Origin of the sequence: Bacillus sp. SRB_331, from assembly GCF_003264175.1 — a bacterium.
In the GTDB taxonomy this organism is placed as follows: domain Bacteria; phylum Bacillota; class Bacilli; order Bacillales; family Bacillaceae_G; genus Bacillus_A; species Bacillus_A mycoides.
In genome coordinates this window covers 27,458-39,604 of record NZ_NADV01000026.1, presented here as the reverse complement: position 1 = coordinate 39,604, position 12,147 = coordinate 27,458, and the positions used below count along the sequence as shown (strand labels likewise).

Here is a 12,147-nt window from a genome sequence, read left to right as displayed (position 1 = left end):
AACTGTATTTAATGGTTCTGTAAACAAACTGTAAAATAAATCATGTATAACTGTATAAGAAGGGAGTCGGATTATGAACTATTTTAAGCGAATCAGTAGTCTAGTATTAGCAGGAATTATCGTTCTTTCTAGTACAGTCGCTGTAAAAGCAGAGTCAAACGACGAGAAACTTAACAACATGCAACAGCAATTGCAGCAAAACGATGCAGATATGCAGAAGAAAGAGCAAGAGAAGCAAGCTGTTAGTAAAGAAATTCAAGGTATCGAAAATGAACTACATAATTTAAATAATACAATTGCAAAAAATAAAGAGGATCAAGCTGCTATTCAACATAAAATCGATGAAACACATAAGCAGATTGAACAAAAAAAAGCAGATATTATCGTTTTAGAAGATAAAGTCCTTGCTCGTAAGGATATTATGAAAAAACGTATGGTTTCTGTTCAAAATAGCTCAAATACGAGTTTAGTAGTAGAAGTTGTTGTAGAATCAAAAAACTTTGCAGATTTCATACAACGTATGAATGCAGTTACTACTATTCTAGAAGCAGATAAAGAAATTTTACGTCTACAAGAACAAGATCTTCGTCAAATTGAAGAAGATAAAAAAGCAATTGACGAAAAAGAAGCATCTTTAGTAGTAGATAAGCAAAAATTAGCAAAAGCACAAGCGGATTTGCAAGATAACTTGAAAAAACGTCAAGATAACTTACAAACAGTTCAAGCTAAATATAATCAGGTTGCAAGCCAACTTAATTTAGCAGCAGAAGAGAAAGCTAAAATTGAATCAAATATGAAGGCAGTACAAGAAACGATTGCTCGTGAGCAAGAAGCAGCAAGAATCGCAGCAGAAGAGCGTGCAAAAGCAGAAGCGGCTGCAAAGGCTGAGCAAGAAGCTTTAGCGAAAGCACAAGCAGAAATTGCTGAAAAGCAAAAGCAAGAAAAAGCTAATAAACCAGCTGAACCAGTTGCCAATAATAATTCGAAGGTAGAACCTGCACAACCTGAACCACCTTCTAAGCAAACTGCTGGTGGGAAAGAAATTTATGTAGAAGCTACAGCTTATACAGCTGATCCAGCGGAAAATGGTTATGCGCCAGGTCAACAAGTATTTTCTGCATGGGGACACTATAACTTAACTGCAAACCCAGGAATGAAATTAATTGCTGTAGATCCAAAAGTTATTCCATTGGGCAAAACTGTAAATGTTGAAGGGTATGGAGTCGCAATTGCAGCAGATACTGGTGGAGCTATTAAGGGGCATAGAATTGATGTTTTAATGCCAGATAAAGGTTCATCGAGTAGCTGGGGTAGAAGAACAGTTAAAGTTACAATTTTAAACTAACACGTAATCCAACTTTACAATACGTAAAGTTGGATTTTTTTGTAAAAATAATGTTAAGCTGAGTTTACATTTTGTTAAGGGTATCATACAATAATAGTGAGGGGTGGTAAAATTGACCATTTTAAATAGAGTGAAGGAATTAAGAGCTCGTTTTAATTTTTCGCAAAGTGTGTTAGCAGAAAAGGTTGGAGTAACGAGACAAACAATTGCTGCAATTGAAAAAGGGGATTACGTTCCTTCATTGTTATTAGCATTGACAATTTGTGATGTGTTCCAGTTAAAGATGGAAGATGTGTTTGTTTTAAATAAGGAGGGGGAAGAGGATGAATAGAATTGGTTTTTCTTATATCGTAAACGTGCTTTATACGGCGCTAGCATGCTGGACATTTGTTGAACTTTATAATGTGGTCACAGAGCTCGCAGATATAATTAAAAACGAGAAATTTCCATTTGAAGTGTGGTTTAATGGATTACCATTCGTTTTATTATTTATTGGGGCTATTATAGTTACAATTTTTTATAGAATGCAAAAGAAAAAATACAAGAATTTATCTTTTTGGATGTATCCATTACTATTTCCGTTAGAAGATGAACGTGAGAAAGCAATTACGGAGAAAGCTTGTCGAACAACTTTTGTTTCGTTATGGTATGTGTTACCTTGTGCAGTTGGATTTTTAACTCTTTCGCCTCTTATTAATGAATATCTTCCTGGATACCCGCTGTATATTCTATTTTCTATTTTCTTTATTCAAATGACAGTCTTCCACGTATCCCTATACAGAAATAAATTAGTCTAAAAAGAACCCTTCTTGCAATTAGCAAGAAGGGTTCTTTTCAGCTTATACTTGTACATATAGCAATATTGTCTTATCATTTTATATAGAGTAAGATTTTGTAACGGAAAGGAATTGTATATGAATAAGCAAAGAATTTATAGTATAGTAGCAATCCTTCTATTTGTTGTAGGTGGTGTATTAATCGGAAAGCCATTTTATGATGGATATAATGCAGAGAAGAAGCAGACAGCGAATGTACAAGCTGTTCAAAAGATGGAATATGAAAAGCATGATACAGAATTTGTAGATGCTTCAAAAATTAATCAACCAGACTTGGCAGAAGTAGCGAGTGCATCGTTAGATAAAAAACAAGTAATCGGTCGTATTTCAATTCCGAGCATCTCATTAGAACTTCCTGTTTTAAAAGCGTCGACTGAAAAGAATTTATTATCAGGTGCGGCAACTGTAAGAGAAAATCAAGTAATGGGACAAGGGAATTATGCACTTGCAGGGCATAATATGTCAAAAAAAGGTGTTTTATTTAGTGATGTATCAACTTTAAAGAAGAACGATAAAATTTATTTGTATGACAATGCAAATGAGTATGAGTATACTGTTACCGGTGTATCTGAAGTGACTCCTGATAAATGGGAAGTTGTAGAGGATCATGGGAAAGATGAGATAACACTTATTACATGTGTATCTGTTAAGGATAATTCTAAGCGTTTTGTTATTACGGGTGATTTAGTAGGAACAAAGGCTAAGAAATAAAGAAAAAAGAAGGTTCACTCTTTAAAGAGTGAACCTTCTTTTTTATCCAATGTTGAGAAATAAAAGAATATTTCAGTTGGTATTTAAATATTTTTCTATTTTTATATAATAAAGTAATGATTCTAGATTTTGGGAGGAATAAAAGTGAAACAGCAAGTAAAAAAACTTCTTTTAACAACAAGTGTAGCGTTATTGGTAGCGCCAATTTCTGCTTATGCACATCCAGGACGTACAGATGCTAATGGTGGACATACGTGTCGTACAAATTGTGAAAAATGGGGATTGCAGTACGGGGAATATCATTATCACAATAAACCAGCTTCTAATAGTGGTACAACGAGTCCAGCTCCTAGCCAAAATAATAATGGTGCTGTAGAAGCTGAAAGAAAAGCAGAAGCGCAGCGCAATGCAGAGGCAGAAAAACAACGTGCTGCAGAAGAACAGCGTAAAGCAGAGGAAGAGAGACAGCGTGCTGCAGAAGAACAGCGCAAAGTAGAGGAAGAGAGACAGCTTGCTGCAGAAGAACAACGCAAAGCAGAAGAAGCACGTAAGGCAGAGGAAGCGCAGCGTAAAGCTGAGGCTGAAAAGGGACAAGCTGAAGGGCAAAAAAGCGGAGAGACAGATTTTAAAGCAGGAAAGAATAATGCAGAAGGACATGTAGCTGGAAAGTCAGATGCATATAAACAAGCATTTACAACTGCGTATGCTGCGGCATGGTCTTTAGAAGAACAGAAAAAAGCACATTTTGAAAAAGGTAAAGAGCAAGGGTTAACACAAGAAACAATGGACGATAGTCAAATTACTCCTGAGTTTAAGGTGAACTTTGCAGAAGGTTTCCAAGTAGGGAATAAAGAGAGAACAGCAAAAATTGAAAAAGAGCAAGCAGAACTCGGTGAAAATGCTGGTAAAGAATTAGCTGAAAAGAAACCTGGAAATACTGAAAAGGATACATATGTGAAAGTATATGAAACCGCGTATGAAAAGGGATATAAGTCTGCTAAAAAGGCAGCGGAAAAAGCTGGATATACATATGCATTTGAAAACTACGACTTAAAAGTTCCTGCTAAGTATGAAAAGAATGAAACATTAAAGAAATGGTTTACTGAAGGATTTAAATCAAATAAAAAGGCAGCGGAAATTCGAGAAGAAGGATATAAAAAAGGAGACAGCTGGCTTTCGTTCTTCTATAAGAGTTTCGTTCCAAGTAAATATAAAGAACATAAAGGCTTGTATGAACAAGCAATAGAAAAGGGAAAGAAAGCGTAAAAAAAGATGAGGAAAATTCCTCATCTTTTTTTAATCCATCCATTTCACTAATTTCTTAGAAATTGATAATAAAACACAACCTAAAACGATCGCCACAGCGCCAATAACTGTGAATACTTCAGCATATCCAAGTGAAGTTGTGAAGCTTGCAAGCTGCCCGCCTAAAATATTAGCAATACCTGAGCTTGCTAACCATACGCCCATTAATAAAGAGGCTAGTTTTACTGGAGCGAGAGCACTAACCATTGATAGCCCGACAGGTGATAAGAATAGCTCACCTAACGTATGGAAAAGATACGTAAAGACGATAAATAGTAAGTTTGCTTTTTCTGTAATGTTATGTTCGTCACTGCCTGTTTTTAATGTAGCGATAACAAGAACAATATAACCGATACCGAGTAAGATCATACCAAGTCCCATTTTTGTTGGGATTTTCATGTCACCATTTTTTCTAGTTGCCAGTTTCGCCCATAATGCTGAAATAGCTGGTGCAAGTAAAATAATAAATAACGGATTGACCGATTGGAACCAAGATGTTGGAACTTCCCATCCGAACACAGAGCGGTCTACAAATTTGTTTGTATATAATGTTAACGAACTACCAGCTTGTTCAAATCCAGCCCAGAAGAAGACAACAAAGCATGTTAAAATGACGATAACTGTTGTACGTTGTTTTTCTTTTTTTGTTAACGGTGTATTTCCTATTGTTTGTTGTCCAGCATCCGTTTGCAAATCGCGAGTTGGTTTTTTACCGATATCACCAAGGAAGCGATTTGATAGTGTTGTAAATAAAATTTGTCCAATGATCATTCCGATTGAAGCGGCTAAGAAACCGTAACGGAATCCGAAATGAACAACGCCATCTACTGTTGTTTTGAATAAATTTTCTGATAAAAACCCGCAAACGAGTGGAGCTAAAAATGAACCGACGTTAATACCCATATAGAAAATTGTAAATGCACTATCACGTTTTGGATCGTGCTCTTCGTATAATTCTCCAACAAGTGTAGAGATATTCGGTTTGAAGAATCCATTACCGATAATAATAAGCGCTAATCCGAGGTATAGACCGACTTGGTTTTGCAAGGCAAATAGTGTAAGGTTACCGATTGCCATTGTTATACCACCAATTGTGATGGCTTTTCGTTTGCCTAGAAAACGGTCCGTTAAGTATCCACCGATCAATGGTGTGAAATAACAAGCACCAGTATAAAATCCGTAAATAGAGAGTGCCCAAGCGGGACTAAACCCAAGACCACCACTTACTAAAGCTGTTGTTAAATATAATGTTAATAATCCTCGTAATCCATAGTAACTAAATCTTTCCCACATTTCTGTAAAGAAGAGTAAGTATAAACCTGGAGGATGTTTCTTTTTTCTTTGTTGTTCTCTTTCTAGTTGTATCGCTGATTCCATAATATTTTCCTCCTGACACAAGCAAAAAACAAAGTTAATAGTATTGTACGATTAATATTTTACCTTATTAACTATTATAAGTCAATAAAGGTTGATTTTTCAGAAGAAATTTGAAAAGGGAAATAGCTATAGAATGGGTGTTTCTTTTGTGATAGACTATGGACTATGTTTTCTTTGTAAGGAAGCGGATTACCGCATTTTTTTATTTGTGGAATTGATTTCATGTAAGGTGAAATTGAAGAAGGAGAAAGAAATGAAATTGTTACAGAAAAAAGAAATTTTGCTTATTAGTCTTATGTTATTCTCTATGTTCTTTGGGGCCGGAAATCTTATATTTCCACCTTTCCTTGGATATGAAGCAGGAGAACATGTATGGATTGCATTGTTAGGTTTTATTATATCAGCAACAGGGCTTCCTATATTAGGTGTTATCGCTATTGCGAAAGCAGGGAGTTTTCAAACGTTAGCGGGCAGGGTTCATTCTTCATTTGCAATTATTTTTCCGTGTATTGTGTACTTATTTATTGGACCAGGTCTTGGTATACCACGTGCAGGAAGTTTAGCTTTTGAAATGGGGCCAGGCCAGTTGTTCCCAGAAGCGGGTAGCGTAGTTTTGTTATTGTACACGGCTATTTTCTTTAGTATTGTTTATTGGTTAAGTTTATCACCGTCTAAATTAATGGGCTTGTTTGGAAAGGTGTTAACGCCTTTATTATTATGTATGATTGCTATTATATTTATAAAAAGTATGTTTACATCAGTAGGCGGTGTGAAAGAGCCTGCAGGAAATTATGGACAAGCTCCTATGTTCCAAGGATTTTTAGATGGATATTTAACGATGGATGCGTTAGCAGCTTTAATATTTGGGATTGTTATTGCAAATGCTCTGCGTGCAAAAGGTGTAGCGGATGATAAAGGTTTAGCGAAATATATGAGTATTGCTGGTATTGGAGCAGGGCTTTTATTATCTATTATTTATGTCATTCTTGGATATGTTGGTTCAATTAGTGGTTCATTGGGTACATTTGATAACGGTGCGAAAGTGTTAGCACAAGTTATGACTACATTATTTGGACAAGGTGGGTTAGTTTTATTAGGTCTTATTTTTACTGTCGCTTGTCTATGCGTTTCCATCGGACTTGTTACGTCTTGTAGTCAATTTTTCACAAGTGTATTTCCGAAAGTATCTTATAAAGTTTGGGCATTTATATTAAGTTTTGTTAGTATGGTTTTAGCTAATTTAGGATTAACGCAAATTTTAAAAGTATCGGTACCGATTCTTGGATTTATTTATCCAGTTGCACTAACGCTTATTATTTTAGAGTTATTCCATAAGTATATTGGAAAGTATGTATACGTATATTCGGTAACGATTGGACTCGTAGCGGTATTTAGTGCGATTGATATTTTAAACAAAAGTGTACTGATGAATAAATGGACACCACTACTAAAAATGCTTCCGTTTTATTCAGAAGGTGTAGGTTGGATTGTTCCGGCATTTGTAGGTGTCTGCCTCGGTGTAATTGTTAGTATTGCTATAAATAAGAATAAATAAGTAAGAGGTGTTTTCCTATTTCGGAAAACACCTTTCTTTTTTGGGAAAAATAGTATTGAAAATGAATAGACTAAGAGTATGATAAAGGTAATTGGTAATATATAGGTTTTACATGAATGATGAGGGGGGAGCGTATGAAGGAGGATTTGAATAAGAAAATAGAAGCACTCGAAACGGCAATTGAAACGATGCAAGAGGCACTTTATGAATTGAAAGCGAAACAAAGAAAAATAGAAGTAGATAAAGTTCAACAAAATGTTAATAAGGAAAAGAAAGAATATATTGAAGCGGTAAGTAATGAAAAGTTACAAGAAGATGTAGTTAAGACGAGGAAGTCCATGCAAGAGCCAGAGGTGAAACAAGTAGATATATCTGCATTTAAACCAGAACCATTTAATATTATAAAGTTTTGTCAAACGTGGTTACCACGCATATTTGTCGGTATTATGCTACTTGGCGTTATTTGGTTATTCAAAGCAGGGGTAGATGCCGGATTATTGACACCAGCGATACGAGTTGTGTTTGGTATAGTACTATCTGCCGGTTTGTATTACGTAGGAGATATACAAATTAAAAGAGAGCGGCAAGCGTTAGGGTTAGTATTAGCTGGAGGAAGTATTACGGGAATTGTTTTAACAACGTTTGCGGCACATTATTTATATGAGTTTATTCCTGCAAGTATTGCGTTTGTTTGCAACATTATATGGGTTGTTTTAGGGATTTATTTAGCGAAAAGATATAGATCGGAATATCTCGCTATTTTCGTGGCGGTGGGAGCATTTTTTGTTCCTTTCTTGTTAAATAGTACGACTCCTAATACGTATATTTTCTTTAGTTATGAGACGATATTAACAATTAGCCTATTATGGTATGCATTGAGAAACCTTTATAAGTACTTGTATATGATTTCTTATGTTGTTGCGGCAATTGTCCTATTTGTCTTCTTTGTTGTTATGTCAATATTAGTAGAGAATGTGCAAGTACAGTTAACAGTTGTATACGGTGCAATTCATTTACTATTATTTTGGCATATGTTTTCGGAGAGAAGGTTTATACAAGAAGCACGATTGGCGATATTTAGTGCGAATGCAGTTTTCTTTATTTTAGCCATTTCTCAAATTCCTGAATTTACAACGTGGGGATTAGTTATAAGTGCATTTGTGCATGCTGTTATGTTTGTACTTGAATATAGGAAGAATAAACATTCGGTATTTTCAAATCTAATATTTGGCTTTGCAATGGGATCATTTAGTTTAGCGATTTTATACGAGTATAGTTTGGTGAATGCAGCGATCGTATTATTGTTACAAGGTTTCCTCGGTATGGTTACTGCTATTAAAGTAAAGCAAAATATTAAGTTGTATGTAGGTGCAACGATTTATGCGATTGGAATGGTACAGACGATTTTTAGCCCGTTTGATGAGTTCATTTCAGCAGGGTTTGTCGCTCATATTATTTTAATAGGAACGTTCTATTATTGCATGATACAAGCGAAAGAAGTGTTAGCGAGTTTAGGTAAATATGTTTACTCTATAGCGCTCTACTCGTTAATGGTTATTGTATTTATTACAATTACTAGGATCGGTGAAGTTCTTTCTACAGATGGAAGTATAATTAGCGTATCTGTATCATTATTATGGATGGTATATGCTTTATTTGCAGTTTGGTTTGGCCGTTATAGACAGATGAACGAAATATTATATGCTGGATTAGTCGTATTAGTAGTAACAGTAGGGAAGTTATTCCTTCTCGACCTACCAGAGGTGTCGATGATGATCAGGGCGGTGTTATTCTTAATCGTTGGTAGTATAGGTATCGTTATTTCAAGAATGTTTTTCTCAAAAGAAGAGAAGTGAGAAGAAGGCAATCCATATGTGGATTGCCTTTTTCATTATTTTTTATTAATCGTTACAGTTTCATTATATTTCGCTGTTGTGTTTTGACGTAGACGAAGTGTTGCCTGTCCAGTTGTATTTGGATCAAGTTGTACGTTCACAATTTTTTCAGCAGATCCTTGGTTATTTGTTATGAAAGAGAATGTACTGCTATATCCGAAAGAAGACGGCCAAGTGCCATTTGTATTTTGAACTTTTGCCACCTGTGTTCCGCCAGTTGTGAAGATACCTAAAGAATAATTATTGTATGTTGTATTTGGTAATAAGTTATTTACTTGAATCTTCATTTGGAACACTTCATTGTTTGGTAGAATGCTAGGGTGAGTAATTACGTAATCACTCGTTGTCACTGCGCTGTTATAGCCGTATGAACCTGGTTTGAAAGTATTGGTATTGAACCACTGGTAACCTTGACTTGGTGCGCTCCAAGGTTCTGGTTGTGGTTCTGTTGATAAGCTTGGTTGTTCAAATGTTTGTAGAGCTGTAGGTGCATCAAGCTGTAAACCACTCACTTGATCTAAGCTTGTAAATGTTTCTTGCTTCGCTAACCAATTCACGATGTTTTCTAATAGAACAGCATCGTTTTCTTCTTTATAACCATCATAAGTTTTCTTTGTTTGACCTGAGTCTTCGCGAACATATTTTGGCGTAGCATCTTCAACAGGAGAAGAATCACCAATAAAGGCAGCTTTTCCAAGACCAACTTTCGAAATAGCAGCATAAGGCCCCTCTGCAACGCCACCACCGTTATAAACGCCGCTATCAACAGCGTTATTCCATTTTGATGGATTTTCTGGAAGATATACAAGGCCTTTCGCTAGTTTTGGATTTGTAATCGCAAGAGTAGAGCCGGCATGCATTGCTACAGATGATACACCTTCTGTAATTCCGAATGATTGTTCAGGTGAAACAATATTTTTAGCTGAAACATCACCAAGTGCGTTATAGCGGAAGCGAATACCGAAATTATTGGATAGCCAATCAGAGCTTTCGACTCCTTGCATAGCTTGTGAATTTGCTTCCTCGTTTGACATTCCTTTTGCTGGATTATCCCAAGCACCGCGTCTATATCCATTGAATACTTCGGAAGAGTCCCAACGGTTTTTATTACGATCTGCATTATAATGATCGGCAATGAAGAAGATACTGCCGCCATTTTTCACGTATTGTAACATTGCATCTTGTTCAGATTTTTTGTAAGGAATATTAGCTTCTGGAACGATAAACACATTGTAGTTTTTTAAATCTTCGTATGTAATAGGTGCTGATTTACGAAGTTCTTTTACATGATATCCGTTTTGGGCAATGCCGTTTCCGAAATCAGAAAAACCGCCATCAATAACCCAATCAGCCGTCCCGGCAGTTTGACCGTGCGTATTATCGAATAATACTTTTTTCCCATTGTTTTGATTTACAATTTTTGCAGCAATTTCAGGAGATGGGTCTACAGAGCTTTCGGCATAAGTAGACGGTATGAACGAACTCCCCATACTAAGTGTAATTGCTGTTGCTAAAGAAAATGTGATCCATTTTTTATTCTTCATAGAAGAATCCCCCTAATAATAAATATATGTGCTTTAATAATGTAATTTATTTTTCTGAAAAAATAAAGACAGAAAACGTAAAAAATATTAAAAAATTGTAAAAATACCGTGAATTTTGTTGAGAAATATTTATATAGGCAATAAAAAATCCCCTCCAATTAATAAGGAAGGGCTAGCTTGTTCAACTAATCTTTGAATTAGGTGTTTCATCGATCTTATGAAACCCTTTCATGTAATACACGATAGCTAAGCCAATAAGCCAAATTGGGCCAACGATTAATGCAATTCGTGTATCTTCTGAATACGCCATAATACCTAGTACAAGTGCAAGGAAGCCAAGTGAGAAGTAAGAGCTTAATGGATGTAAAGGCATTTTATACGTTAGCTTGTCTTTTTTCTCAGTTGGCAATCCTTTACGGAATTTAATTTGAGCGACTAATATTATACCCCAAGTCCAAATTGCCCCGAAAGTTGAAATACTAGTTAGCCATGTAAACACTTTTGCAGGAACGAGATAGTTTAATATAACGCCAACGAGTAAAACAATCGCAGTTGCTACAATACCTTGACTTGGAATGCCATTTTTATTTAAACGTCCAAATCGTTCAGGTGCTTTCTTTTGTTTTGCTAGTGTAAATAGCATACGGCCTGTACTAAACAAACCACCGTTACAAGATGAAAGAGCCGCTGTTAAAACGACAAAGTTAATAATACCTGCTGCCTTTGCAATACCGATTTGCTGGAACGTTAGTACGAAGGGACTTCCTTTCTCACCAAATTCGTTCCAAGGATAAATTGCCATCATAACGAATAATGCCCCGACGTAAAAGATTAGGATTCTCCAAAATACGTTATCGATAGCTTTTGCGAGTGTTTTCTTCGGGTTTTGAGCTTCACCAGCTGTAACACCAATTAGTTCAACGCCTAAATAAGCGAATAATACCATTTGTAAGGAAAGCAATAATCCAGAGAAGCCATTTGGGAACCAGCCCCCATGTTCCCAAAGATTTGAAATACCAGTTGCAACGCCGCCATTTCCAAATCCGAATAGAATAATACCAAAGCCAATTACTATCATACAGATAATTGTGACAATTTTGATGAGAGCAAACCAAAACTCAAGTTCTCCAAATACTTTTACTGATAAGAAGTTGAAAGCGCTCATTAATAATAGAGCGAGTAGTGCCCAAGTCCAGCGCGGGATATCTGGGAACCAGTACTGCATGTAAATTCCAGCCGCCGTAATTTCAGCCATACAAGTAACAACCCATAAGAACCAGTAGTTCCAACCAGTAATATAGCCAGCAAGTGGACCGATATAATCATTAGCATATTTACTAAAAGAACCGGCAACCGGTTGTTCAATTGCCATTTCTCCGAGCGCTCGCATAATGAAAAAAATAACGAGTCCAGCGATCATATAACCTAGTAAGATGGAAGGACCAGCTAGTTTAATAGCAGAAGCAGATCCTAAAAATAGCCCAACGCCAATAGCCGAACCGAGTGACATTAAAGTAATATGTCGTTCTTTTAAACCTCGATTTAAAGTTCCAGATTTGTTTGTGTGCTGCATAAGAAG

At 36.0% G+C, this 12,147-nt stretch carries 10 protein-coding genes; 7 read left to right on the top strand and 3 right to left on the bottom strand.

Features of this window, described 5'->3' with window-relative positions; all coding sequences use genetic code 11:
- Positions 1–73: 73 nt before the first annotated feature.
- The 5 genes from B5P42_RS16985 to B5P42_RS16965 all read left to right on the top strand — a co-directional run bounded on the left by B5P42_RS16985 (position 74) and on the right by B5P42_RS16965 (position 4,158).
- A complete protein-coding gene (locus B5P42_RS16985) occupies positions 74–1,345 on the top strand; it encodes a 3D domain-containing protein (protein ID WP_113734740.1) in 1,272 nt (423 codons plus the stop codon).
- 112 nt (positions 1,346–1,457) lie between these two features.
- Positions 1,458–1,676 carry a helix-turn-helix transcriptional regulator gene (locus B5P42_RS16980; protein WP_000154011.1) on the top strand — a complete coding sequence of 73 codons (219 nt, stop codon included), beginning with the start codon at positions 1,458–1,460 and terminating at the stop codon, positions 1,674–1,676.
- Entirely contained in the window at positions 1,669–2,142 is a 474-nt protein-coding gene (locus B5P42_RS16975) for a DUF2178 domain-containing protein (protein WP_113734739.1), read from the top strand. Before B5P42_RS16980 ends, B5P42_RS16975 begins: the two co-directional genes overlap by 8 nt.
- Before the next feature lie 117 nt (positions 2,143–2,259).
- On the top strand, positions 2,260–2,892 hold the full coding sequence (locus B5P42_RS16970) for a class A sortase (protein WP_002186970.1): 633 nt from the start codon (positions 2,260–2,262) through the stop codon (positions 2,890–2,892).
- A gap of 144 nt (positions 2,893–3,036) precedes the next feature.
- The gene (locus B5P42_RS16965) at positions 3,037–4,158 is read left to right on the top strand and encodes a YHYH domain-containing protein (RefSeq protein ID WP_113734738.1); all 1,122 of its coding nucleotides are present in this window, start codon (positions 3,037–3,039) and stop codon (positions 4,156–4,158) included.
- A 30-nt stretch (positions 4,159–4,188) separates the two neighbouring features.
- Here the strand turns inward: B5P42_RS16965 and B5P42_RS16960 are convergent, their stop codons facing one another.
- Positions 4,189–5,574 carry a peptide MFS transporter gene (locus tag B5P42_RS16960; RefSeq protein WP_003187245.1) on the bottom strand — a complete coding sequence of 462 codons (1,386 nt, stop codon included), beginning with the start codon at positions 5,572–5,574 and terminating at the stop codon, positions 4,189–4,191.
- A 253-nt stretch (positions 5,575–5,827) separates the two neighbouring features.
- Between B5P42_RS16960 and brnQ1 the strand changes: the two genes are divergently transcribed.
- Positions 5,828–7,129, top strand: coding sequence for a branched-chain amino acid transport system II carrier protein BrnQ1 (gene brnQ1, locus B5P42_RS16955; RefSeq protein ID WP_483295821.1), 1,302 nt, complete (start codon positions 5,828–5,830; stop codon positions 7,127–7,129).
- A 134-nt stretch (positions 7,130–7,263) separates the two neighbouring features.
- Entirely contained in the window at positions 7,264–8,985 is a 1,722-nt protein-coding gene (locus B5P42_RS16950) for a DUF2339 domain-containing protein (RefSeq protein WP_113734736.1), read from the top strand.
- Between the two features lie 35 nt (positions 8,986–9,020).
- Here B5P42_RS16950 and B5P42_RS16945 read toward each other — a convergent pair whose 3' ends face one another.
- Positions 9,021–10,568 carry a DNA-binding protein gene (locus B5P42_RS16945; RefSeq protein WP_113734735.1) on the bottom strand — a complete coding sequence of 516 codons (1,548 nt, stop codon included), beginning with the start codon at positions 10,566–10,568 and terminating at the stop codon, positions 9,021–9,023.
- Between the two features lie 181 nt (positions 10,569–10,749).
- Positions 10,750–12,141 (bottom strand): amino acid permease, encoded by a 1,392-nt coding sequence (locus B5P42_RS16940; protein WP_044444512.1) that lies wholly within the window; start codon positions 12,139–12,141, stop codon positions 10,750–10,752.
- Between the last annotated feature and the right edge of the window lie 6 nt (positions 12,142–12,147).